This is a genomic window from Microbacterium kyungheense, from assembly GCF_006783905.1.
GTDB classification, from domain to species: Bacteria; Actinomycetota; Actinomycetes; order Actinomycetales; family Microbacteriaceae; genus Microbacterium; species Microbacterium kyungheense.
Map to the genome: position 1 here is coordinate 32,442 of NZ_VFPE01000005.1, position 23,271 is coordinate 55,712.

Here is a 23,271-nt window from a genome sequence, read left to right on the forward strand (position 1 = left end):
TCTCCTCCCCGAGATCGCTGGACGACAGGGCTGCGGGCCCGCATCCCCACCGTACCGGAGCGCTTCCGGCCGCCGACGACACGGGGGCCGCGGCGGCGCTGTCCGGCGCCTCCGCGACCCCCGTCGCCGGTCACTTGACGGTGAACTGCGCCGTGACGGGTGCCTCGGACGATCCGCCCACCGCGACGCCGTACGTCCCGCGTGTGGTCACCCACGCGTCGCCGGTCGCATCCCAGTGCTGCAGCAGGTGCATCCCGGCGAGGTCGTCCGCCGACAGCGCGATCGTCACGTTGGCGTGCTCGCCCGGAGCGAGCGTCACCGCCTTCCACCCCACGAGCCGGGAGCCCGGCGTCCCCGTCGACGCGGGCAGCATGACGTACGCCTGCGCGGTCTCGGTCGCCGTCCGATCCCCCGTGTTGGTGAGCCGGAACGAGATGCGGACCTCCTTCGCGCCGTTCGTCGACTGCGGGGTCACCTTGACCTTGTCGTACGAGAAGGTCGTGTAGGTCAGCCCGTGGCCGAACGCGAACAGCGGTGCGATGCCCTGCGACTGGTACCACTTGTAGCCGACCGCGAGGTCCTCGCTGTAGTCCACCTGGCGGATCTCGCTCGAACCGGCCGGACGCGTCGTCGAGCCGTCCGAGAACACCCCGGGGTACTGCGCGGCGGTGCTGGTCGGGGTGTCGGCGAGCGAGACCGGGAAGGTCATCGGCAGCTTGCCCGACGGCGCCACGTCGCCGAACAGCAGCGAGGCGATCGCGGGGCCCTGCTGCTCGCCGCCGTACCAGTTCTCGAGCACCGCCTGCACGCCGTCGACCCACGGCATCTCGACGGCGCTGCCGGTCTGCAGCACCACGACGGTGTTCGGGTTCACCTGCTCGACGGCCGAGATCAGCGCGTCGCCGTTCCCCTGCAGATGCAGGTTCGTCAGGTCGTTGAACTCGCCCATGCGCTGGTAGCCGAAGACGACGGCCACATCCGCGGCTGCCGCCTGGGCGGCCGCCGCCGCGACATCCTGTCCGTTGTTCCACGTCACGGTCGCACCGGCCTGGGCGGCGCGTGCGGTGAGTGCCGTCTCGGCCGAGACGACGTCCTCGCACGGGAGCGTGTTGGACGGCGGGAAGGTCGGCCGGAACTGCAGCGTGAGGCTGCACACCGAGACCGCGCTCGTCGCGACGCCGCCCACGGTCGTGACCGTGCTCGACGCCGTCGGACCGAACAGCGCGATCGTCTGCCCCGCCGCGGGCGCGAGCGGCAGCACACCATCGTTCTTCAGCAGCACGCTGCCGGCCTCCGAGATCTCGCGCGCGACGGCCTCGTGCTGCGGCGTGGATGCCTCCACCGCCGCCGTCGCCGGCAGCGGATTGTCGAACAGCCCGCCGCGGATGTACGACCGCACGACCCGGAAGGCCGCCTCGTCGATGCGCGCCTGCGTGATCTGGCCGGCCGCGAGCGCGGCGTCGAGCTTGGTGGGCGTGAACCAGATCGGCCGGTTGAGCTCCTGGTCGAGGCCGTTCATGAGCGAGGCGGCTGTGGAGTGCACAGAGCCGAAGTCCGACATGATGAAGCCGTCGAACCCGGCATCGCCCTTGAGCAGGTCCTTCATGAGCGGGCTCTCGCAGATGTACACGCTGTTCACCTGGTTGAACGCGCACATGACGCTCTCGGGATCGCTGTGGTCGAGCGCGATCTCGTACGGCAGGCCGTAGAGCTCGTGAAGCGCCCGCTCGCCGACGTTGGACGAGCTGGTCTGCCGGTCGAGCTCCTGCTCGTTCGCGAGGAAGTGCTTGAGGTCGGACACCACCCGGCCGTCGGCCTCGAGACCCTCGGCCTGTGACGCCGCGAACAGCCCGTTGACGAGCGGGTCCTCGCCGAAGTACTCGGGCGTGCGTCCCGCGAGCGGGGTGCGGCCGTTGCCGATACCGGGTCCGAGGACGACGTTGCGGCGCTTCGCGAACGCCTCGTCGGCCTCGGCCACGCCCTTCTCGTACGCGAGGTCGAGGTTCCACGTCGATGCCAGGGCGATCTGTGACGGGAAGTCGGTGACGCCCGAGGTGCGCACGCCTTCCGGCCCGTCCGTGTACACGATCGTCGGCGTGCAGTCCACCTGCGCCGGGTAGACGACGGGGGCCTCGCCGGCGATGCCCGGCTGCCACGTGGTCTGCGTCGGCTGGGTCGCGGGCTGCTCGACGAGCCAGCGGTACTTCTGGTGCTGCGAGCTGGCGTCGAGGAGTGCCTGAGCGCGCTCGTCGGCCGATTTCGAGGCATCCATCCACGGCACGGTGGAGCAGTCCACCGCTGCGGCCGGCGCACCGACGGCCACCACCGCCCCCGATGCGGCCAGTGCGCCACCCAGGAGCAGCGCTGTCAGGCGCCGCCGGCGTCGCGTGTGCGGGTGTCGATCCTGTGCGGACAACGTCATTGTCGTTCCTCTCCGTCGAGGCGCGATCCGTAGATCGCTCTACGCCATGTAGACCGGTACACATTGACACGATTCAGCGGAGCGCGTCAAGGGGATCGCCGACGATTCGCGTGGCGCTCCGGCGGGAGGGAGCTCTAGGCCTCGCGGGTGATCGTCACCTTGACGTGGAGGCTGCTCTTGAACGGACCGGCGTAGACGCCGCGCAGCGGCGGCACGTCGTTGTAGTCGCGGCCGCGGCCCACGAGCACGTGGCGGTCGCCGATCTCGATGTTGTTGGTGGGGTCGAAGCCCTGCCACTCCCCTGCGAACCACTCGATCCACGCGTGGGACTCGCCGGTGACGGCGACGCCGACCTCGGCCGACGGCCGCGGGTGCAGGTAGCCCGAGACGTAACGCGCCGGGATCCCGACGACGCGCAGGGCGCCGAGGGTGATGTGCGCGATGTCCTGGCACACCCCCTTGCGGGCCACCCACGCTTCGGCCGCGGTCGAGTGCACGCCGGTCACGCCGTGCATGTACTCGACGGCATCCCCCACCGCCACCGAGATGGCGTGCGCCGCGCGACCCGGGTGGTCGTGCTGCGCGGCGATCGAGCGGGCGAGCTCGGCGACCTCGTCATGCGGCCGTGTGCGGTTCGTGAGCGACAGCTGCTCGACGGTCTCGATGGAGCGGTTCGCCTCACGCGCGAGACCGTCCCACGTGACGTCGATGTGCTCCAGCGGGCGCGGGCGCACCTCGACGAGCGAGCGCGCCGTGATCGACAGCGCCGAGTGCGGCGAGAGCACGTCGAACGCGGCCACGCGCGTGCCGAAGTAGTCGACGTACTGGTTGACCGACGTCGACGGCTCGATGTCGAGCGACGAGTTCAGCACGAACTGGCTGTCGGTCGATCCGGGCAGCATGCGCGCCTCGTTGTACGACGCCGTGACGTCGCCGCCGTAGCTGAACCCCGTCTGGTGCTCGATCCTCAGCCGCTTCATGTGATCTCTCCGATCCAGCTCGGCTCGGCCTGCGTCGGGAAGAACCTGCCGCGGATCGCCTCCGACGCCTCGCGCGTGACCTGCTGCACGCGGTCCATATGGGTGGGCAGCTCGCCGAGGATCTCGGAGATCGGCCGGTACTCCAGGTCGTTGCGGATCTGCCCGAGGGCCCGCAGCACGGTGTTGGAGTGCCCGACGCGGTCGGCGCGCGGATCGATCGCGCTCATGCACTCCTCGGCGCGCTGGATCGAGTAGATGATCGAGCGCGGGAAGAGACGGTCCAGCAGCAGGAACTCCGCCGCGTTGCGTGCGCTCGGCATGCCCCGGTACGTGCGCAGATACGCCTCGTACGCGCCGCACGAGCGCAGGATCGTGGTCCACGACGGCCCCGACGCCTCGGTGAGCGATCTCGTGGCCAGCAGCCGCGCCGTCATGTCGGTGCGCTCGATGCTGCGGCCGAGGGTGAAGAACTGCCAGGCCTCGTCGCGGCTGGTGGAGGAGTCGTGGATGCCGACGGCCAGCGCCGCCCGTTCCCGCACCCACTGGAAGAACTCGTGCACGCGGTCGTTCTGCAGGCGCCGCGGCATGCGCGCGTTCGTCGTGTTGAGGATCTCCCACAGCTCGGTCGAGACGATCTCGCGGGCTCGGCGAGCGTTCTCGCGCGCGGCCGTGAGCGCGTACGCGATGCTCGACGGGTTCATGCGGTCGACCGCCAGGCGCGACAGCACATCCTCGCGGCGGACGTGCTCGACGCCCTCGGGCGGGAGCGAGCCCATCACGCTCAGCAGCGACCGGCACGCGGTGTCCTCGTCGATCCACGGGTCTTCGAGCAGGAGCTGCAGATGGACGTCGAGGATGCGCGCGGTGCCGTCGCTGCGCTCGATGTAGCGGCCGATCCAGAAGAGGCTCTCGGCGATGCGACTCAGCATGCGTCGCCTGCTTCCCGCGCTTCTGCGCTCTCTGTGTCGCGCCGGGCGGATCGGCGAGGGGTCACCTGGTCGCCCAGGGGGCGGGTGAGAGGCGCACCCTCGTCCGCCAGGCGACCTCTCGCGGACCGGATGCCCCCGTCCTGGGTCTGCTGCTGCTGCTCGTGCTGCTTGTGGGTGCCCCGCCCCGGGTCCTGCGGCGAGTGCGTGGGCTCGGTCTGCGCGTCGTAGATGATCGGGATCGCGGCGGTCACGTTGGCCGCCTGGTCGGCGACGAGCTCTGGGACGCCGCGTCCTTGGCCGTACTCGACCGTGCCGGGCGCGGACCCGCCGACGATCCAGGTGTCCTTCGACCCGCCGCCCTGGCTGGAGTTCACCACGAGCTGCCCCTCGGGCAGTGCCACCCGGGTGAGGCCACCGGGCAGCACCCAGACGTCCTCGCCGTCGTTGACGGCGAACGGCCGCAGGTCGGCGTGGCGCGGCCGCATCCCGTCTTCGACGAGCGTGGGGATGGTCGAGAGCATCACGACCGGCTGCGCGATCCACCCGCGGGGGTCGGCGAGCAGGTTCTTGCGGAGCTTCTCGAGCTCCGCGGGCGATGCGTCCGGACCCACGACGAGCCCCTTGCCGCCCGAGCCGTCGACGGGCTTGACGACGAGCTCGTCGAGCCGGTCGAGCACCTCCTCGAGCGCGCCCGGGTCTTCCAGGCGCCAGGTGTCGACGTTCTTGAGGATCGGCTCCTCGGCCAGGTAGTACCGGATGAGGTCGGGCACGTACGTGTAGAGGAGCTTGTCGTCGGCGACGCCGTTGCCGACGGCGTTGGCGATGGTGACGTTGCCCAGCCGCGCCGCGAGCATCAGGCCCGGGGCTCCGAGCATCGAGTCGGCGCGGAACTGCAGCGGGTCGAGGAAGTCGTCGTCGACGCGGCGGTAGATGACGTCGACGCGCTGGGGTCCGCGCGTCGTGCGCATGAAGACCTTGCCTCCGACGCACAGCAGGTCGCGCCCCTCGACGAGCTCGACGCCCATGAGGCGTGCCAGCAGCGTGTGCTCGAAGTACGCGGAGTTGTAGACGCCGGGCGTCAGCACCACGACGTTGGGGTCCTCGATGCCGGCGGGGGCCGACGCGCGCAGGGCGGCGAGCAGCTTGTTGGGGTAGTCGCCGACGGGCCGCACGCGCATCGACACGAACAGCTCGGGCAGGGTCTGGGCCATCACGCGGCGGTTCGATATGACGTAGCTCACACCGGACGGCACGCGCACGTTGTCTTCGAGCACGCGCATCTCGCCGTGCTCGTCGCGGATGAGATCGATGCCCGACACCTGGATGCGCACGCCGTTGGCGGGATGGATGCCGGCGGCCTGGCGGTAGAAGTACTGCGAACTGGAGATCAGCCGGGCGGGGAGCACCTCGTCGCGCACGCAGTGCTGATGGCCGTACGCGTCGGCGAGGAACGCCTCGAGCGCGCGCACGCGCTGCTTGACGCCCGCCTCGATGCGCGACCACTCGTCGAACGCGATGATGCGCGGCACGGCGTCGAGCGGGAACGGCCGCTCCTCGCCCGCGAAGTCGAACGTGACGCCCTGCGCGAGGTACGAGCTCGCGAGCGAGTCGGTGCGTCCGCGCAGCTCCTCCTGCGTCATCTGCGCCAGCGCCTGATACAGCTCTCGATAGGCCTCGCGCGACTCGGCGGGTTCGCCGGGGTGCGCCGGGCTCCCGAACATCTCGTCGAACGCGGGGACCCCCGAGGGCGTCTTGCGCGGCGCGAGCGTCGAGCCGTAGCCGTCGAAGAGATCACCCATGCCACGAGCCTAATGCGGCCCGGATTGCTGACATGTTTCGCCGGCTGTTCCGTAGCCGGTGGGACGGATGCCTCGCCCTGGACGTACCCTTCTGACATGGCTCGTGCGCGCCGGCAGGACCGCATCCCGGCGCCGCCGGCGTGGGTGGCGGGCATCGCCGCGGTCGTCCTCGGAATCGGGCTCGGCGAGCTCGCGGCCGCGATCGTGGCACCGCCCTCGAGCCCGGTCGCCGCGGTGGGTTCGGCGCTCATCGACGTGGCGCCGCCGTGGGCGAAGGACACCGCGATCGCCCTCTTCGGCACGGGCGACAAGATCGCGCTCCTGACCGGCATCGCGATCCTGCTGCTGGTGCTCGCCGCGCTCGCGGGATGGCTCCAGGTGCGGTTCCCGCCCTGGGGCGTCGTCCTGGTCGCCGCGTTCGGGGCGGGCGGCGCGATCGTCGCCGCGACCCGGCCCGGCGCCGGCGCCCTGGCGTGGCTGCCCGCGGTGGTGGCGGGCGCCGCGGGGGCGCTCACGCTGCACCTGCTCGCGCGGCTGCTGCGCCGCACGGCTCCCGCGCACCTTGGAGCCCCGGCGCCCGTGGCCGCAGAATCGGATCCGCGTGAGCGGACCGACGACGCGACACGCCGCCCTGTCGCCTCCGAGCCCGGCGTGTCGCCTGACGTCTCCGCCGATGCGGATCCGCGTGAGGGGATGGATGCGGATCCGCGTGAGCGGATGGATGCCCCGAGCCGGCGCACCTTCTTCGCCTGGGCCGGGGCCGCGACGGCCGTGGGCGTCATCGCGGTCGCCGTCGGGACGCTGCGCACGACGGCGTCAACGGGGGTGGCGGCGGCGCGGCGCGCACTGCGCCTGCCCCCGCCCGCGACGACGGCATCCCCGGTCCCCGCAGGAGCCGAACTCGACCTGCCCGGTCTCGCCGACGTGGTCACCCCGAACGACGGGTTCTACCGCATCGACACCGCCCTGATCGTGCCGGAGATCGACCCGGCCGTATGGCGCCTGCGGATCCACGGCATGGTCGCGCACGAGGTCGAGCTGACGTGGGACGAGCTCACGGCCCTGCCGCTGCAGGAGTCGTGGACCACCCTCGCCTGCGTATCGAACGAGGTGGGCGGCTCGCTGATCGGCAACGCACTCTGGCTCGGGTATCCGGTGCGGGAGCTGCTCGCCCGCGCGCAGCCGAGCGCCGACGCCGACATGGTGCTGTCACGGTCGATCGACGGGTTCACGGCATCCACTCCTCTCGAAGCGCTCACCGATGGGCGCGACGCGATCCTCGCCGTCGGGATGAACGGGCAGCCGCTGCCGCTGGAGCACGGCTTCCCGGTGCGCATGGTCGTTCCGGGACTGTACGGATACGTGTCGGCCACGAAGTGGGTCACCGACCTCGAAGTGACGCGCTTCGACCGGGCGCGGGCCTACTGGACCGACCGCGGCTGGTCTGAGCGCGGGCCCATCAAGCTCGAGTCGCGCATCGACGTGCCGCGCCGCGCCCAGGGCCTCAAAGCGGGCGAGGTGATGATCGCGGGCGTCGCGTGGCAGCAGCACGTGGGCATCCGCAGCGTTCAGGTGCGCATCGACGAGGGCGAGTGGCAGGACGCGACACTCGCGACCGCCATCTCGGACGACACCTGGGTGCAGTGGAGCCTTCCGTGGCAGGCAGAGAAGGGCGACCACGTCATCCAGTGCCGCGCGACGAGCAAGACCGGCGAGACCCAGACCGAGGTCACCGCTCCGCCGGCTCCGGACGGCGCGACGGGCTGGCACTGGCGCACGGTCTCGGTGTTCTGACGCGAGCGGCGGCCCGACCGGTCGGAGGAGAGATGTCCAGGTGTCCACAGGTTTCGGGCGACCGGACGCACATGACCGGATCGCCCGCTAGCATGCCCTGAGGGCCGGCTGCTGGGGAGCGCCGGCACCGGGGAGGTAGTGGTGCCTGATCCTTTGGAGCTGCTTGTCGCGCGCCTCATCGAGCTTGCGACCGTCGATGAGGCCACGGGCACGCGCCGACTGCCTCCCGAACGCGAGCTGTGCGACGCGCTCGGGATGAGCCGCGGCACGCTGCGCGAGCAGCTCGCCGTCCTCGAGCGGCTCGGGTTCGTGACCCGCACGCAGGGTCGCGGCACCTACCTCGGCACCCCGTCCTTCGACTTCGTCCGCACCTTCTTCGCGATCGCCCGCGAGCTGGGGCACCTCACCGACGACGAGTTCTCGGAATCTCGCCTGCTGTTGGAAGAGGCGCTCGCAGAAGCCGCGGCGCGGCGCGCGACGCCCGCCGAGGTGGCGCAGCTGCGCGCCGAGGTCGACCGCATGGTCGCCTCGCAGGCCGCGGGGGACCCCGACGACGCGCACGAGGCCGACGTCGCCTTCCACCGCCGGCTGCAGACCGTCGTCGACAACTCCGTGCTGCAATTCCTCCACGAGGGGCTCAGCCACGTGCTGCGCGACGACATCGCGGCACGCCGTCTCGCCGTTGCCGAGGCACGCGAGAGTGCCCGCACCGACAGCGTCCACTACGACATCGTCGACGCGATCGCAGCCGGCGACCCGGCCGGCGCACGCTCGGCGATGCGCCGTCACTTCGGCGGCCTCGCGCCGGGCACCCGCTCCGCCTGACCCGCCCCGGAACGCGAGGAGGGTCAGGCGGCGAGCAGGGTCAGTCCGCGGCGGTCAGGCGGCGAGCACCGTCCGCAGCTGCTCGACCGCCCAGTCCAGCTCGGTCGCGCGGATGACGAGCGGCGGCGCGACGCGGATCGTCTGGCCGTGGGTGTCCTTCGCGAGCACACCGCGGGCGATGAGCCGCTCGGCGATCTCGCGGCCCGTGCCGACCGCGGGGTCGATGTCGACGCCCGCCCACAGGCCCGCGACGCGCACGGCCGTGACGCCGTGGCCGACGAGCTCCTGCAGCTTGGCATCGAGGTGCTCGCCGAGCAGCTTCGCGCGGTTCTGGAACTCGCCGGTCTGCAGCAGCTCCACCACGCGGAGCCCCACGGCCGACGCCAGCGGATTGCCGCCGAACGTCGAGCCGTGCTCGCCGGGGCGGATGACCCCGAGAACGTCGCGATTCGCGACGACGGCCGAGACGGGAAGGATGCCGCCGCCCAGCGCCTTGCCGAGCAGATACACGTCGGGCACCACGCCCTCGCGATCGCACGCGAACGTCTCGCCGACGCGGCCGAGGCCCGACTGGATCTCGTCGGCGATGAACAGCACGCCGCGCTCGGTGCAGAGGTCGCGGACGGCGCGCAGGTAGCCCTCGGGCGGGATGACGACGCCGGCCTCGCCCTGGATCGGCTCGATGAGCACGGCGACGGTCTCGGGCGTGATCGCCGCGGCGATCGCGGCGGCGTCGCCGAACGGGACGCCGACGAAGCCGGGGGTGAACGGCCCGAACCCGTCACGGGCGGACGCGTCGTCGCTGAACCCGACGATCGTCGTCGTGCGGCCGTGGAAGTTGCCGTGCGCGACGACGATCTGCGCCGCATCCGCCGGCACGCCCTTGACACGGTACCCCCAGGCGCGGGCGACCTTGATGCCGGTCTCGACAGCTTCGGCGCCCGTGTTCATGGGCAGCACGAGGTCTTTGCCGCACAGTGCGGCCAGTGCCTCCGCGAAGGGACCGAGTCGGTCGTTGTGGTACGCCCGGCTGGTGAGCGTGAGCCGGCCCAGCTGCTCCTGCGCGGCGGCGAGGATCGCGGGATGCCCGTGGCCGAAGTTCAGCGCCGAGTATGCCGACAGCAGGTCGAGGTAGCGCTTGCCCTCGACGTCCGTCACCCACGCACCCTCGCCTCGCGAGACGACGACGGGCAGCGGGTGGTAGTTCTGGGCGAGGTGCTCCTCTTCGCCCGCGATGATCCGGATCATCGCGGTGTCGGTGAAGGTCTCGGGAGTCATGTCTCCTTCTCCGCTCAGCGCCGCAGCTCGAGCGTGCAGCACTTGATGCCGCCGCCGCCGAGCAGCAGCTCCGACAGGTCGACGAGCACCGGGTTGTAGCCGCGCTCGCGCAGCTGCGCCTCGAAGCCGGTCGCGCGCGGCGAGATGATGACGTTGCGGCCGTCGCTGGCCGAGTTGAGCCCGAACACCGCGCCGTCGGCGTCGGCGACCTTGATGGCGTCGGGGTAGCGCTCGGCGAGGACCGCCTGGCTGCGCGCGTCGAACGCGTGCTCGAGGTACGCGATGTTGGCCTTGTCGACGCCGCCGGGGCCCTGCACGGGGTCCAGGACCGAGATGGCGGTGTCGAGGTGGTAGAAGCGCGGGTCGACGAGCGTGAGGCTCACCACCTCTTTGCCGAACACGTCGGCGAGCTCGCGGTGACTGTCGCCGGTGGAGCGGAATCCGGTGCCGGCGAGGATCGTGTCGCCGACGAGCAGGAAGTCGCCCTCGCCCTCGTTGACCTCGACCGGCTCGGCGACCTCGAAGCCGTTGTCGCGGAACCAGTCCATGAACGCCGGCCCCTCGGGCACCCGCTCCTGGTAGCGGAACTTGGCGCCGTACGCGATGCCGCCGATGACGAACCCGCCGTTTGCGGTGTAGACCATGTCGGGCAGCCCCGGGATCGGGTCGATCAGCTGCACGTCGTGCCCGAGCGCGAGATACGTATCGTACAGCGCCTGCCACTGCCGCACCGCGAGGGCGGTGTCGGTCGGGTTCGCCGGCTCCATCCACGGGTTGATCGTGTAGCTCACCGTGAAGTGCTCGGGTCGGCACATCAGGTAGCTGCGGTGCTGTTGGATCCGGCCCTCAGTCCCTGAGGCGGTCGAGGCGGGTGCGGGCGCGATGTCGTGGGACATGTGTCTCCTTGCGAAGTACGGCGGACGCTGTCCACAGGCCCGGCGGCTCCGCCTCACTCGGTCCAGAGCTTGACGAAGAGCAGTCCCGGGCACGCCGCATCCATTGTCGCATGCCCCCTGGACGCGGCCTGGGAACCGGAGCGGATGCCGCTCCCCTCAGTCCGCGAGCACCACGATCTTGCCGGTGACATGGCCGTCCGCTACCTCGGCCAGCGCGCCGCCCGCTCCCGAGAACGGGAACGTGCGCTGGATGGCCGGACGCAGCCGCTCCGTCGCCGCGAGCGCCACGAGGCCGGCGAGCACGTCGGCCTTCGGCGTGGCGGCGAGCGGCACCAGCGGGCGCCTCGAGCCGATCGACAGCAGGACGGCGCGCAGCAGGCGCCCGATCGGCCCGAGCACGCGACCGCCCTCGCCCGACACCAGGACGACCCGGCCGCCGTCGCGCACGAGGCCTCGCAGCACGCACAGGGGTGACGTGCCCGCGATGTCGAGCACGGCGTCGAACCCGCCGGCGCCGAGCTCGCCGGAGCCGGGCGGCACCGTGCGGTAGTCGAAGACCTTCGTGGCGCCGAGCCCCTCGACGCGGGCGCGGTTGCGCTCGCCGCACAGCGCCCACACCTCGGCGCCGCGCAGCACGGCGAGCTGGACCGCGAAGGTGCCGACGCCGCCTGACGCGCCGATCACGAGCACGCGCGGGCGGATCCGCCCGCGGGACCCCCGCCCACGGCACCCCCGCCGGCCGCGACCCCGATCCCGGCCTTGTCGAGCGCCTGCCAGGCCGTCCCGCCGGCGACGGGCAGGGCCGCCGCGAGGACCGGGTCGAGCTCGGCGGGACGCGGCACAAGGCGCTCCGCCAGCGCGAGCGCGTACCGCGCCAGCCCGCCGCCCGGCAGCGCCCCCACGACCTCGTCGCCCACCGCCACCCCGGTCACGCCTTCCCCGACGGCGACCACGGTGGCGGCGGCATCCATCCCCCGCACCGGCTGCCGAGGGCGTCGGAGGCCGAAGGCGAGGCGCACGAGCTGCGGTTCGCCGCGCATGACGCGGATGTCGCCGTTGTTGAGGCCGGTGGCGCGCAGCCGCACCAGCACCTGGCCGCGGGCCGGCGCCGGCACCGCGGCATCCTCGAGGACGAGCGCGTCGGCTTCGCCGTAGCGGTGCTGGCGCCACGCCGGCATGGTCTGCGTGGACGTCTGGACGGGCATGTCACTCTCCTGGTTGGTCGTCAAGGCCCGGGTAGTCGAAGAGGTCGTCGAGCCCGACGCCGAACGCGCGGGCGAGCTGGAAGGCGAGTTCGAGGCTGGGCGAGTAGCGCCCCTGCTCGATCGCGATGAGGGTCTGCCGCGTCACGCCCACGGTGCGGGCGAGATCGGCCTGGGTCATGCCGGCAGCTTCGCGCGTCGCGCGGATCGAGTTGGTGACCTTGGTGGGCTTGACCATCAGGCGAGCCCACGGCGATAGGCGATGACGCTCGCGACACCGCCGACGATCGACGAGAGCGCGAAGCCGAAGAACATCGTGTTGGCGATCCAGAACCAGTCGGCCTCGAACGCGCACAGCACGATCACGCCGAGTCCCGCGATGACGAGGAACGCCTGCCCGACCCGCGTCGACATGTGGGCGATGTCGCGGTCGCGCTGGTCGCTCTTGCCGACGCCGTCGGGGTCGCTCGCCCCGGCGACGATCCCCCACAGGATGCTGACCAGGATGGTGACCACGATGCCGCCGCCGATGATCCACAGCATGATCGGCACCCAGTCGACCTCCGCGAGCGGTCCACCAGCCGCCTGCTGCAGCACGACCACGACGTACACCGTGATCGCGATGATGCTGACGACGAGACCAGCCCAGGCGTTGCGCTCCTCGTAGACCATGACCCCACCTCCCCGTGTAAAGAATCTTTGACAGCTGCACGTTACGCCGACGCTCAGCCGGATGTCAAGGATTCTTTACATTGCCGTGGATGCCGCGCCTCGGCCACAATGGTCCACGAGGGGCCGACAGGCTCTTACAACGTTGTAGGCTCGGAGCACGTCGATCGGGGAGCCGACGGCATCCGGGCGATCGGGGGTGGGCCATGGCGGCGACGCTGCATGATGTCGCGCGCCTGGCGGGCGTCTCGATCAAGACGGTCTCGAACGTCATCAACGACTACCCGCACATCCGCCCCACCACGAAGGAGCGGGTCGAGGCCGCGATCGCCGAGCTCGGCTACACGCCCAATCTCACGGCCCGCAGCCTGCGGTCCGGTCGCACCGGCTCCATCGCCCTGGCCGTCCCCGACCTCGCGCTCGCCTACTTCGCCGAGCTGGCGGCATCCGTCATCGCCGCAGCCGAGGCCTCGGGCCTCGTCGTCACGATCGAGCAGACCGGCAGCGGCGGACGCCAGCGCGAGCTCGACCTGCTCACCAGCCCCCGCCGCAAGATGAGCGACGGCCTCATCTTCAGCCCCCTCGAGATGAGCCAGGACGACGTCGCGCATCTGAACGTCGACTACCCGCTCGTGCTCCTGGGCGAGCGCATCTTCGAGGGGCCCACGGATCACCTCACGATGCGCAACGTCGAAGCCGCGCGCGCCGCGACCGAGTACCTCATCGACTCGGGGCGGAGCCGCATCGCGATCGTCGGCGCGCACGAGGGCGAGCTGATCGGCTCGGCCGCGCTGCGTCTGCAGGGCTACCGCGAGGCGCTCGAGGCGCGCGGCATCCCGTTCGACGGACGCCTCATCGGCCCGTCGATCGAGTGGCACCGCGCGAACGGCGCCCGGTCGATGCGCGAGATCATCGAGCGCGGCGCGGAGTTCGATGCGGTGTTCGCACTGAACGACACCCTGGCCTTCGGCGCCATGCGCGCGCTGCAGGAGGCGGGGCTGCGCGTCCCCGACGACGTGGCCGTCATGGGCTTCGACGACATCGACGAGGCGCAGTACTCCATCCCGTCGCTCACGACCGTCGACCCCGGCCGCGCCTGGATCGCCCGCACCGCGGTCGCGACCGTCATCGAGCGCATCGAGGGCCTCGACGCTCCCCCGCGGCTGCTGCTGGCCGACTTCGACATCGTCCAGCGCGAGTCGGCCCCCGCCGTCGCCCGCTGACCCTCCCACCTCCGGGTCTGCGAGGGATGCCGTCCCGGGCGTCCGCAGCGCCCGGGACGACGGCATCCACACTCTCAGTCCGCGGCGGGCCACTCCACGTGCGGCCAGCCGTCGCGCCACTGCAGCGGCAGCAGACCCAGGCGGAACTGACCGTCGAGGTCGGCGTCGTACCAGTGGAAGGCCAGCAGACCGCCCGAGGCCGACTGCCCGCCGGGTCCGATGCGCGTGCCCGAGGTCTCGAGCACCGGCGTGCCCCCGTCTTCGAGCAGCGGCACGCCGTCGGCGTCGACGTACGGGCCGGTGACCGACGAAGACCGCCCGACGGCGATGCGGTACGTGCTGTCGACGCCCTTGCAGCAGAAGTCCTTCGACACGAACAGGTAGTAGTACCCGTCGTGGGGCACGATGTACGGCGCCTCGATCGCGTTGGGCGGTGACTGCCTGTCGGCCAGGCGCAGCGGCTCGTCATCCTCGGTGCCGGCCGCCCTCAGGCCGCTCGGCCATTCGAGCGGCACCATGCGGATGCCGCTCCAGAAGGAGCCGAGCGCCAGGTACGGCGCACCGGACGCGTCTTCGACGACGCCCGGGTCGATCGCGTTGAAGTCGGTGCCGGCGGACTCGATCACGACCCCCTGGTCGACCCACTCGTAGTCGGGGTCGCCGGGGTCGAGCGTGGTGTTGGTCGCGAGTGCGATGAGCGACGTGTTCTGACCGAACGTCGAGGCCGAGTAGTACAGGTACCAGGTGCCATCGTGCTCGTACAGCTCCGGAGCCCAGAGGTTGTCGACGCCGGGGACGGCGTCGGCGAGCCACCGCGGCTTCTCGTCCCACACCGTGCCGACCTCTTCCCAGTCGGCGCCGTCGTCCGAGCGGCGGATGCGGATGTTGCCGTCGCCCACGCGCCCGTCCCCGGTCGAGTACACGAACGACGGCTCGCCGTCCTCGCCCGCCACGAACGCCGGGTCGTGCACGAACGTGTCTCCCGTCAGCTCGGGCGCGGGGGGCGCGACCGCGCAGCCCGTCAGCGCCGCGGCGACGGCGAGCAGGGATGCCGCCGCCGCGAGCCGTGACCTCACGCGAGCGAGATCGCCGACCACGACACCGGGGGCAGCGTGACGGTGAGCATCCCGCCGTCGAGCACGGCGCCGTCGAGGGTCTTCAGACCCACGCGCTCCTGGTCTGCGAGCGTGTTCTTCGCGTACACGTCGTCGTCCCACATCGTGACGGCCTCGGCGACCGTGTCGACGCCGAGCTCCGACACGTCGACGGTGACCGTGATCGGGTCGGTCAGGCTGCGGTTCACGAGGAACACCGCCGCGGCGCCGTCGTCGACCGTCACCACCGAGTCGACGAGCGGAGCGTCGCCGTACACGGCCGTCGCGTAGGTGCCGGCGTCGATGCGGGGCTTCAGCACCTCGCCGCGCGCGAGGCGCGAGGTCACCGAGAACGGAAAGAACGTGGTCTGGCGCCACGCGGCGCCGCCCGGCTCCGTCATGATCGGCGCGATGACGTTCACCAGCTGCGCGAGCGAGGCCGAGGCCACGCGGTCGTGGTTGCGCAGCAGCGTGATCATGAGGTTGCCCAGCACGACGGCATCCGCCACCGAATAGACGTCCTCCAGCTGACGCGGGGCGTACCGCCACTCGTCGTTGACCTCGTCGGACTCGCGGTGCTCGTCGAGGTACCAGATGTTCCACTCGTCGAACGAGAGCTTGATCTTCTTCTTCGACTTGAGCTTGTTGCCCACGTGGTCGGCGGTCGAGACGACCGTCTCGATGAAGTACTGCATGTCGATCGACGACGCGAGGTACGAGCCGAGGTCGCCCCCGCGCTCCTGGTAGTACGCATGGCATGAGATGAAGTCGACGTGGTCGTACGCGTGCTCGAGCACGGTGCGCTCCCAGTCGCCGAAGGTCGGCATCGACGAGCCCGACGAGCCGCACACGACGAGCTCGAGCGAGCGGTCGGCGGCCTTCATCGCCTGCGCGGTGCGGGCGGCGAGCTTGCCGTAGTCCTCCGCGGTCATGTAGCCCGTCTGCCACGGGCCGTCCATCTCGTTGCCCAGGCACCACATCCTGATGTCGTGCGGCTCGGGGCTGCCGTTGGCGATGCGCTGGTCGCTGAGCGCGGTGCCCGACGGGTGGTTGCAGTACTCCAGCAGATCGAGCGCGGCCTCGATCCCGCGGGTGCCGAGGTTGACGGCCATCATGAGCTCCGACCCGGTGAGCTTCAGCCACCGCGAGAACTCGTCGACGCCGACCTGGTTGGTCTCCAGCGAGTGCCACGCGAGGTCGCGGCGCACGGGACGCTGGTCGCGCGGGCCGACCGAGTCCTCCCACCGGAAGCCCGACACGAAGTTGCCGCCGGGATAGCGGATGGTGGTCGAGCCGAGCTCGCGCACCAGGTCCACGACGTCGAGGCGGAAGCCGTCCTCGTTCGCGGTGGGGTGCCCGGGCTCGTAGATGCCGTCGTAGACGCAGCGGCCGAGGTGCTCGACGAACGAGCCGAAGATGCGGCGGTCGATCGGGGCGACGACCGCCTCGCGGTCGACCGAGATGCGGGCGGTGGCGGGTGACGTGGTCACGTTTCTCCTCCAGGGACGGGCCGGCTGCAGGCAGCACGGCAGGACGGTGCGGGGCGATCCCGCGAGTTCGGGGTGGTCTCAGTGGGTGGATGCCGTCGGCGCGGGCATCGCGGCCGCCCGGCGATCCGCCGCGCGCGGGTGGTCGGGATCGAGCACGGCCAGGCGGTGGTCGACGAACCAGCCCGCGACGAACAGCACGACGGCGAATCCGACGAGCGGGATGAGCATGGGCAGCAGGCTCAGCGCGACGCCGATGACGGCGAGCGTGGCCAGCAGCACGAGGCTCGTGACGGGCGAGGTGAACGGCAGCACGGCGGCGTACCGCAGCACGGCGCCCGGCGCCTCGTCGTAGCGCACCGCGACGGTCAGGGCGGCGACGAACGCGAGCAGCGCCGCGGCGCCCACGACCCAGGTGAAGACCGCGAGCGCGGCCGCGATCGGCCCGTCCAGGGCCGGCAGCACGGCGGTGTCGAGGACGAGCAGCACGGCGACGACGCCGAACGGCAGGGCGAGCAGGTTGGCGCGCCAGAACCGGGCGCGGTAGGTCCGCACGAACGTGCGCGCGAGGCCCTGCTCGGCACCGCCGCCGGGGGCGAACGCGCCGTCGCGCAGCAGCGTGAGGCATGCGGTGGCCGCGAGGGCGGCGGGCGCGAGTCCCAGCACGACGAGGCCGACGAGGGCACCCGCCACGAACAGCAGGTTCACGACGATCAGCGATGCCACGACGCGCAGCCACGACATCACGCGGCCGGCCCAGCCGTACTCCTCGATCATGCCGCCACCGCCTTCGAGCCGGTCCACACGACGCCCTCGGCGTCCAGGCCCGAGAAGGCCGGCACCGCGCGCTGCGCCACCGGATCGAACGCGCCGAAGACGACGGCATCCAGGACGACATCGCCATCCGGCGTGCCGACGATGAGCGGCGTGGTGAGCGCCTGCCCGTCGGTGTGGGCGGCGGCGACGATCGGAAGCCGGACGGATTCCACCACCCCGCGCTCGGCGGGGTCGAAGCGTATGACGTGCCAGTCCCCCGACACCGGCTCGGACGCGTCCAGCCGCTCGGCGTCGTAACCGGCGAACGGGTGCGGCGAGACGAGGGGCCATCCCGACGCCGTGACGTGCACGCGGCGGATCTGCGCCTCGTGCCGTGCCGGATCGTCGGCGCGACGCACGTGGTGCACGACGAACAGCCGGCCCGCGTCGCGGAACACCGAGTTGTGACCGGGCGCGATCCACGCCGCGCCGCCCGCGAAGCGATGACCGCCGAGGATCTTCGTGCCGACGGCATCCGGATCCTCATCCGTCACGTCGGTGAGCGCGCGCCCCTGCGCGTCGACGTAGGGACCGGTGACCTGGGCCGCCGCCGCGACGCGCACGCTGTAGGTGTCGAACAGCGAGTCGTACGACACGAACAGCACGAAGCGGTCCTCTTCGGGGCGGTACACGATGTACGCCCCCTCGACCGCGCCGTCGACGCTCGCCGGGCGGCGCGCGATGAGCGTGCCGACCTCGCCCGGCTTCTCGGCGAACCCGGTCCGCGCGTCCAGCGGGAGGATGTGGATGCCGCCGAAGAACGAGCCGTACGTGAGCCACGGCCGCCCCGCCCGGTCGAAGACCACGGCGGCGTCGATGGCGTTGTGCCCGTCGACGGCGTGCGTCGTGGTCACGACGGGTCCGGCATCCGTCCACGGCCCCGCCGGCGAGGCGGCCGTCGCGAGCCCGATCACCGACGTGCGCGAACCGAACGTCGAGGCCGAGTAGTACATGTGCCAGCGCGCCCCGCCGGACGTGGGCCAGCGCACCACCTCGGGCGCCCACAGCCCCCGGGCGCCGGTGAGCGCGGCGGCCGGCCCGGGCACGCCGTCCAGAGCGGTGCCGACGAACGTCCACTCGACGAGGTCGGGCGAGGTGCGCACATGGACGCCGGCGGGGATCTCGTCGATGCCGACGGCGGCATCGGTCGAGAACATGTACCAGCTGCCGTCGTCGCCGCGGACGACGGTGGGGTCGTGCGCGTTCAGCGCTCCCCAGGTCGTGGGGTCGGTCGTCAGGCGCGTCATGATCAGCCCTTGGCTCCCGTGAGGGCGACCGACTCGATGATCTGGCGCTGGAAGATGACGAAGACTGCGAGCACGGGGATCAGCGCGATGAACGACGCCGCCATGATCAGCGGATAGTCGGTCTGGCTGGCGTAGGTCGCGTTGAAGCTCGCGATGACGAGCTGCAGCGTCTGCTTCTCGGGCGAGTTCAGGTAGATGATCGGCGCGAGGTAGTCGTTCCACACCGCCATGAACCACAGGATGAACTGCGCCGCGATCGCGGGGCGGATCGCAGGGAAGATGAGCGTGAAGAAGATGCGGAGGTAGCCGGCGCCGTCGATCTTGGCCGCCTCGATGATCGAGTCCGGCACCGAGTCGAGGTACTGGCGAATGAAGAAGATCATCACGATGTTGCCGAAGACGCCGGGGAGGATCAGCGGCCAGAGGGTGTCGACCATGCCGAGGTCGGCGAACAGCTTGAACTGCGGGATCATGATCGTCGGGAACGGGATCATGATGGCCGCCAGCAGCACGAGGAACAGCACGTTCTTGCCCGGCAGCCGCAGCTTCGCGAACGCGAAGGCGGCGAGCATCGAGGTCACCGTCCCGATGATCGTGACGGTGGCCGACACGATGATCGAGTTCACGATGCCCGACAGCAGCGGGCCCGCCGACCAGACCCGCACGTAGTTCTCCCACATGACAGGGTCGGGGATCCACTGCGGCGGGAGGGCGAAGACGGCCTCGCGGGTCTTGAGCGACGTCGAGAAGGTCCACAGCAGCGGCGCGATCATCACGATGCCGCCGATGGACAGCACGGCGGTGAGGACGATGTTGACGACGCCGTAGGCGCCGAACCAGCGACGGCGTCCGGCCGAATTGCCGGTGGGGCGGCCGATGCGCCGCTTCGGCAGCTTGCGCGCGGGGGCGCCGTCGAGGTCGGAGTTCAGGGCTGCAACGGCCCCGGGAGTGGTGAGCGTCATGATGGTGCCTCAGTCGATCGAGAACTGGAAGCGGCGGTTGAGCCGGAACTGGATCGCGGTCACGACGAAGACGAGCAGTCCGAGGACCACCGACATCGCCGTCGCGTAGCCCATCTGGAGGTAGTTGAACGCCTTCTGCCAGATGTACCAGACGATCGAGGCCGAGCTGAACTCGGGACCGCCGGTCGGGGTCATGATGTTGATCTCGATGAAGATCTGGGCGCCGCCGATGATGCTCGTGACGACGAGGAAGAACGTCACCGGGTTGAGCATCGGCACGGTGATGTGACGGAACTGCTGGAACGCTCCGGCGCCGTCCAGTGCGGCGGCTTCATAGAGGTGGCGGGGCACCGACTGCAGCGCCGCGAGGTACAGCAGCATCGAGTAGCCGAGGCCCTTCCAGACCGCCATGATGATGATCGCGGGCTTGACCGTGTCGGGGTTCTGCAGCCAGTTGGGGCCGTCGATGCCGAACAGCGCGAGCACCTGGTTCACGAGGCCGAAGTCGCCGTTGTAGGCCCACTGCCACAGGATCGCGACCGCCGCGAGCGACGAGATCACCGGCACGTAGTAGACCGTGCGGAAGAACGTCGTGCCGCGCATCCTGCGGTTGAGGGCGAGCGCCAGCAGCAGCGACAGGACCAGGCCGATCGGGATGCCGATCATGTAGAAGATCGTGTTGCCCATGGCCTGCCAGAAGTAGCGGTCGTTCGCCATCTCGACGAAGTTGGCGATGCCGTTGAACACCGGCTCGCTCAGGCCGTTCCACTTCGTGAACGACGCGTACACCGAGAACACCAGCGGGTACCCGGTGAACACCAGGAACCCGACGATGGGGATCGCGACCAGCGCGAGCGCGGCCCGGTGCTCGCGGCGGTGCAGCCGTGAGCGGCGGACGGGGGTCGTCGTCGACATGGAGGACCTCGTTTCGAAGGAGTCAGGAGGGGGATGCCGCGGCCCGCGGCTTCGGGCGGGTCGGGCCGCGGCATCCACTCGTCAGGGCTGGTGCCGAGGCTCAGCCGATGCCGGCTTCGGCGTTCGCCTTGTCGAGCATCTCCTGCATGCGGGGCTGGACTTCCTTCAGGTAGTCCGCCGCCGTCTCTTTGCCGTCGAGGACGGTCTGGATGTTCTTGTAGAGCTCGTCGTACCACTCGGGGCTGTAGGTCGTGTTGGCGGGGAGCGCACGGCCGTAGTCCTGCACGACGTCCAGGAACTCCTGCTTGTTCTCGGGCGGGAGCGTCGAGGAGGTGACCCATTCCTGGGCCATGTCGATGAGGTTGGGGATCTGCACGCCGGCGTCGACCAGCGACTGCTGGGCGGTCGGGTCGGTCGACAGGTAGATCGACAGTTTCGCCGCCATGTCGGGGTCCTTGGTGGTCTCGCTCACGGCGATGCCGAGGGTGCCCGTCCAGGTCGCGGTCTCACCGGTCGAGCCGACCGGCCAAGGGATGAGGTCCCAGTCGAAGTCGAGCTTCTCGTACGTGGGCACGTCCCACGGTCCCACCGGGAAGAACCCGATCTGGCCCTGCATCCAGCGCTGGTACGTGTCGAGCGTCTGCGCGTCGGTGGCCGACGGGGTCACGCCCTCGACGTTGGTGAGGTCGGCGAAGTACTGCAGCGCCTCGGCGAACTCGGGGGTGTCGACGGTGACCTCGGTGCGGTCCTTGTTCAGCCAGTCGCCGCCGTTGGACCACACGAACGCCTGCAGGTTCCACACCACGTTCAGGCCGGTGCCCCACTGGTCGAGGGTGCCGTCGCCGTTGGTGTCCTGGGTGAGCTGCTTCGTGACGGCCGTGAACTCGTCCCACGTGTAGGGCTTGTCCTTGTCGGGCAGGGGGATGCCGGCCTTCTCGAACATCGTCTTGTTGTAGCCGAACGAGAACGGGCCGACGTCCTTGGGCATCGCGTAGATCGCGCCCTGGCCCATGAGCTTGCCGTCGAAGCGGTAGCTGTCGACGCCGTACTGCCACACGTTGTCGAGGTCGAGGTCCTCGTCGCCCTCGACATACTCCGTGATGTCCTTGATGATGCCGGTCTTCACGTAGGCCTGGACGCTGCCCGGGTCGACGTAGAAGACATCGGGGATCTGCTTGCCGGTGATGGCGGCCTTGAGCTTGGTGCTGTACTCATCGGCCGTCGTCATGATGATCTTGACGTCGACGTCGTTGTCCTTCTCGAACTGCTCGATGGCCGCGGTGTAGGCCGCCTTCTCGGCGTCGCTGCCGCGGAACATGAAGGTCAGCTGCTCGGTGCCGCTGTCGCTCGAGCCGCCGGCGCAGCCCGACAGCATCAGCCCGCCGACCGCCAGCATCGCCGCCGCGGCGATGACCGGCTTCCGTGACTTCGTCATCACGTTTCCTCTCGTGTTGCTGTGCGGTCAGTGCGCGCGATCCGAGGATCGATCGCCGCTGACCGTGGTGGTGACCCGTTGATTTACAACGTTGGAATTGTTGGGTGGAAAACAGTGTGCGACGCGAGCGAAGGCGCTGTCAAGCTGTTCGGAGCAAAAAGTTCCAACGTTGTAGAAGTGTGACCGACGCGATCCACGCCCCCGTTCTTCGCAGAAGCGCACGAGCTTCGCAGGCTCGGGGCGAAAGTCTGCGAAGAACGCGCGATTCTGCGAAGCCTGTGAACGGTGGATGCCGGACGCCGGGGCATCCACCCGAAACCGTTCGGCGCATTCTTCCACCGAGCGCCGTTCGGTTTATGATGCGTCAGCCCGTCATCGAGGACGGGCGCACACAGCACCCCGGAGTTCTCATGCGCAAGCGCTGGATCGCGCTCATCGTCGCCCTCGCCGTCCTCGTCGTCGCCCTCGCCGGCGCGTACTGGGCAGGCCGCAGCATCTTCCACATGCCGACCGCGAGGGGCGTCGACTCGGTCGTCGGCGAACTCGGGGGCACGCGCGTGCTGGGCGTGTTCGCCCACCCCGACGACGAGCAGACCGTGAACGGGCTGTTCTGGCGGGCGAAGACGCAGGACGGCGCGTACACGGCCATGATCACCGCGACGCAGGGCGAGGCCGGCCACCAGGTGCCGGTCGTCGCACGGCAGGACGACCTCGGAGACATCCGCAAGGCCGAGGCGCTCAAGAACAGCTTCAACCTCGGCGTCGACGAGCACGAGGTGTGGGACTACCCAGACGGCGGCGTCCCGGAGGCGGACGAGCAGGAGCTCGTCGACCGCCTGGCCGACACCATGAAGCGCGTCAAGCCGGACGTCGTGGTCGCCTTCTGGCCCGAGTCGGGCGCGACCGGCCACAAGGACCACATGCGCATGGGCGTGGTCGCCGAGAAGGCGATCGCGCAACTCGAAGACGAGGACGGCTCGTACACCGGGCCCGACTACATCGTCTACACGATCAGCCCCACCACGGCGCTGGAGATGTTCGGCGGCGAGGCGGGCGCATTCGTGGTCGCGAACCAGCCCGACCCCGAGTACGCGATGTCGGCCGAGACCGGCAAGAAGATGGAGGGCTGGAAGATCCACGCCTCACAGGAGAACTACCTCCAAGAGGCCTACCACCTGCCGGCCTGGCTCGTGTATCTCCTGTGGGACCAGGAGTTCTACCACGTGCGTGATCTGCAGTCCGACCCGCTGGACTGACGGATCCGGGATGCCACGGCCCGCGGCATCCCGGATCCCCTC

General features: G+C 70.4%; 21 protein-coding genes. 4 read left to right on the forward strand and 17 right to left on the reverse strand.

Going from position 1 to position 23,271, the window contains the following annotated elements; translation table 11 throughout:
* Positions 1–130 precede the first annotated feature (130 nt).
* The 4 genes from FB391_RS15075 to FB391_RS15090 all read right to left on the reverse strand — a co-directional run bounded on the left by FB391_RS15075 (position 131) and on the right by FB391_RS15090 (position 6,130).
* Positions 131–2,422 (reverse strand): beta-glucosidase family protein, encoded by a 2,292-nt coding sequence (locus tag FB391_RS15075; protein ID WP_141895729.1) that lies wholly within the window; start codon positions 2,420–2,422, stop codon positions 131–133.
* A gap of 134 nt (positions 2,423–2,556) precedes the next feature.
* On the reverse strand, positions 2,557–3,402 hold the full coding sequence (locus tag FB391_RS15080; protein WP_141895731.1) for a transglutaminase family protein: 846 nt from the start codon (positions 3,400–3,402) through the stop codon (positions 2,557–2,559).
* The gene (locus FB391_RS15085; RefSeq protein WP_141895733.1) at positions 3,399–4,331 is read right to left on the reverse strand and encodes an alpha-E domain-containing protein; all 933 of its coding nucleotides are present in this window, start codon (positions 4,329–4,331) and stop codon (positions 3,399–3,401) included. Before FB391_RS15085 ends, FB391_RS15080 begins: the two co-directional genes overlap by 4 nt.
* Positions 4,325–6,130 carry a circularly permuted type 2 ATP-grasp protein gene (locus FB391_RS15090; protein WP_246093545.1) on the reverse strand — a complete coding sequence of 602 codons (1,806 nt, stop codon included), beginning with the start codon at positions 6,128–6,130 and terminating at the stop codon, positions 4,325–4,327. Before FB391_RS15090 ends, FB391_RS15085 begins: the two co-directional genes overlap by 7 nt.
* Positions 6,131–6,226: 96 nt before the next feature.
* Between FB391_RS15090 and FB391_RS15095 the strand changes: the two genes are divergently transcribed.
* On the forward strand, positions 6,227–7,924 hold the full coding sequence (locus tag FB391_RS15095) for a molybdopterin-dependent oxidoreductase (RefSeq protein ID WP_141895735.1): 1,698 nt from the start codon (positions 6,227–6,229) through the stop codon (positions 7,922–7,924).
* 141 nt (positions 7,925–8,065) lie between these two features.
* A complete protein-coding gene (locus FB391_RS15100; RefSeq protein WP_246093547.1) occupies positions 8,066–8,749 on the forward strand; it encodes a FadR/GntR family transcriptional regulator in 684 nt (227 codons plus the stop codon).
* Positions 8,750–8,803: 54 nt separating this feature from the next.
* On the opposite strand, the gene rocD is transcribed toward FB391_RS15100, so the two are convergent.
* The 6 genes from rocD to FB391_RS15125 form a co-directional block, all read right to left on the reverse strand.
* The gene (rocD, locus tag FB391_RS15105) at positions 8,804–10,027 is read right to left on the reverse strand and encodes an ornithine--oxo-acid transaminase (protein WP_281286442.1); all 1,224 of its coding nucleotides are present in this window, start codon (positions 10,025–10,027) and stop codon (positions 8,804–8,806) included.
* Between the two features lie 14 nt (positions 10,028–10,041).
* Positions 10,042–10,923 (reverse strand): dimethylargininase, encoded by an 882-nt coding sequence (ddaH, locus tag FB391_RS15110; protein WP_141895737.1) that lies wholly within the window; start codon positions 10,921–10,923, stop codon positions 10,042–10,044.
* Positions 10,924–11,079: 156 nt separating this feature from the next.
* A complete protein-coding gene (locus FB391_RS19985; protein WP_246093548.1) occupies positions 11,080–11,613 on the reverse strand; it encodes a zinc-binding dehydrogenase in 534 nt (177 codons plus the stop codon).
* Complete coding sequence (locus FB391_RS19990) at positions 11,604–12,128, reverse strand: quinone oxidoreductase family protein (RefSeq protein WP_246093549.1); 525 nt, start codon at positions 12,126–12,128, stop codon at positions 11,604–11,606. The genes FB391_RS19985 and FB391_RS19990 overlap by 10 nt, the downstream gene beginning before the upstream one ends.
* Position 12,129: 1 nt before the next feature.
* The gene (locus FB391_RS15120; RefSeq protein WP_141895739.1) at positions 12,130–12,363 is read right to left on the reverse strand and encodes a helix-turn-helix transcriptional regulator; all 234 of its coding nucleotides are present in this window, start codon (positions 12,361–12,363) and stop codon (positions 12,130–12,132) included.
* Positions 12,363–12,797: a hypothetical protein gene (locus tag FB391_RS15125; protein WP_141895740.1), complete on the reverse strand. Its 435-nt coding sequence runs from the start codon at positions 12,795–12,797 to the stop codon at positions 12,363–12,365. The genes FB391_RS15120 and FB391_RS15125 overlap by 1 nt, the downstream gene beginning before the upstream one ends.
* 203 nt (positions 12,798–13,000) lie before the next feature.
* Between FB391_RS15125 and FB391_RS15130 the strand changes: the two genes are divergently transcribed.
* On the forward strand, positions 13,001–14,017 hold the full coding sequence (locus tag FB391_RS15130) for a LacI family DNA-binding transcriptional regulator (protein ID WP_141895742.1): 1,017 nt from the start codon (positions 13,001–13,003) through the stop codon (positions 14,015–14,017).
* 74 nt (positions 14,018–14,091) lie between these two features.
* Here FB391_RS15130 and FB391_RS15135 read toward each other — a convergent pair whose 3' ends face one another.
* The 7 genes from FB391_RS15135 to FB391_RS15165 form a co-directional block, all read right to left on the reverse strand.
* Positions 14,092–15,093: an arabinan endo-1,5-alpha-L-arabinosidase gene (locus FB391_RS15135; protein ID WP_141895744.1), complete on the reverse strand. Its 1,002-nt coding sequence runs from the start codon at positions 15,091–15,093 to the stop codon at positions 14,092–14,094.
* Positions 15,090–16,601 (reverse strand): arabinosylfuranosidase ArfA, encoded by a 1,512-nt coding sequence (gene arfA, locus FB391_RS15140; protein WP_141895746.1) that lies wholly within the window; start codon positions 16,599–16,601, stop codon positions 15,090–15,092. Before arfA ends, FB391_RS15135 begins: the two co-directional genes overlap by 4 nt.
* Before the next feature lie 78 nt (positions 16,602–16,679).
* Positions 16,680–17,402: a YesL family protein gene (locus FB391_RS15145; protein ID WP_141895748.1), complete on the reverse strand. Its 723-nt coding sequence runs from the start codon at positions 17,400–17,402 to the stop codon at positions 16,680–16,682.
* A complete protein-coding gene (locus FB391_RS15150; protein WP_141895749.1) occupies positions 17,372–18,661 on the reverse strand; it encodes an arabinan endo-1,5-alpha-L-arabinosidase in 1,290 nt (429 codons plus the stop codon). The genes FB391_RS15145 and FB391_RS15150 overlap by 31 nt, the downstream gene beginning before the upstream one ends.
* 2 nt (positions 18,662–18,663) lie before the next feature.
* A complete protein-coding gene (locus tag FB391_RS15155) occupies positions 18,664–19,623 on the reverse strand; it encodes a carbohydrate ABC transporter permease (RefSeq protein ID WP_141895751.1) in 960 nt (319 codons plus the stop codon).
* A 9-nt stretch (positions 19,624–19,632) separates the two neighbouring features.
* Positions 19,633–20,538: a carbohydrate ABC transporter permease gene (locus FB391_RS15160; RefSeq protein WP_141895753.1), complete on the reverse strand. Its 906-nt coding sequence runs from the start codon at positions 20,536–20,538 to the stop codon at positions 19,633–19,635.
* A 100-nt stretch (positions 20,539–20,638) separates the two neighbouring features.
* Complete coding sequence (locus FB391_RS15165; RefSeq protein WP_141895755.1) at positions 20,639–21,973, reverse strand: ABC transporter substrate-binding protein; 1,335 nt, start codon at positions 21,971–21,973, stop codon at positions 20,639–20,641.
* A gap of 356 nt (positions 21,974–22,329) precedes the next feature.
* On the opposite strand from FB391_RS15165, the gene FB391_RS15170 reads away from it, so the two are divergent.
* Positions 22,330–23,229: a PIG-L deacetylase family protein gene (locus tag FB391_RS15170; RefSeq protein WP_141895757.1), complete on the forward strand. Its 900-nt coding sequence runs from the start codon at positions 22,330–22,332 to the stop codon at positions 23,227–23,229.
* Positions 23,230–23,271: the final 42 nt, after the last annotated feature.

Coding starts and splice junctions, on each gene's coding strand:
- FB391_RS15075 (WP_141895729.1), bottom strand. CDS start 2,422: ATGACGTTGTCCGCACAGGATCGACACCCGCACACGCGACGCCGGCGG.
- FB391_RS15080 (WP_141895731.1), bottom strand. CDS start 3,402: ATGAAGCGGCTGAGGATCGAGCACCAGACGGGGTTCAGCTACGGCGGC.
- FB391_RS15085 (WP_141895733.1), bottom strand. CDS start 4,331: ATGCTGAGTCGCATCGCCGAGAGCCTCTTCTGGATCGGCCGCTACATC.
- FB391_RS15090 (WP_246093545.1), bottom strand. CDS start 6,130: ATGGGTGATCTCTTCGACGGCTACGGCTCGACGCTCGCGCCGCGCAAG.
- FB391_RS15095 (WP_141895735.1), top strand. CDS start 6,227: ATGGCTCGTGCGCGCCGGCAGGACCGCATCCCGGCGCCGCCGGCGTGG.
- rocD (WP_281286442.1), bottom strand. CDS start 10,027: ATGACTCCCGAGACCTTCACCGACACCGCGATGATCCGGATCATCGCG.
- ddaH (WP_141895737.1), bottom strand. CDS start 10,923: ATGTCCCACGACATCGCGCCCGCACCCGCCTCGACCGCCTCAGGGACT.
- FB391_RS19990 (WP_246093549.1), bottom strand. CDS start 12,128: ATGCCCGTCCAGACGTCCACGCAGACCATGCCGGCGTGGCGCCAGCAC.
- FB391_RS15120 (WP_141895739.1), bottom strand. CDS start 12,363: ATGGTCAAGCCCACCAAGGTCACCAACTCGATCCGCGCGACGCGCGAA.
- FB391_RS15125 (WP_141895740.1), bottom strand. CDS start 12,797: ATGGTCTACGAGGAGCGCAACGCCTGGGCTGGTCTCGTCGTCAGCATC.
- FB391_RS15130 (WP_141895742.1), top strand. CDS start 13,001: ATGGCGGCGACGCTGCATGATGTCGCGCGCCTGGCGGGCGTCTCGATC.
- FB391_RS15150 (WP_141895749.1), bottom strand. CDS start 18,661: ATGACGCGCCTGACGACCGACCCCACGACCTGGGGAGCGCTGAACGCG.
- FB391_RS15155 (WP_141895751.1), bottom strand. CDS start 19,623: ATGACGCTCACCACTCCCGGGGCCGTTGCAGCCCTGAACTCCGACCTC.
- FB391_RS15160 (WP_141895753.1), bottom strand. CDS start 20,538: ATGTCGACGACGACCCCCGTCCGCCGCTCACGGCTGCACCGCCGCGAG.
- FB391_RS15165 (WP_141895755.1), bottom strand. CDS start 21,973: ATGACGAAGTCACGGAAGCCGGTCATCGCCGCGGCGGCGATGCTGGCG.
- FB391_RS15170 (WP_141895757.1), top strand. CDS start 22,330: ATGATGCGTCAGCCCGTCATCGAGGACGGGCGCACACAGCACCCCGGA.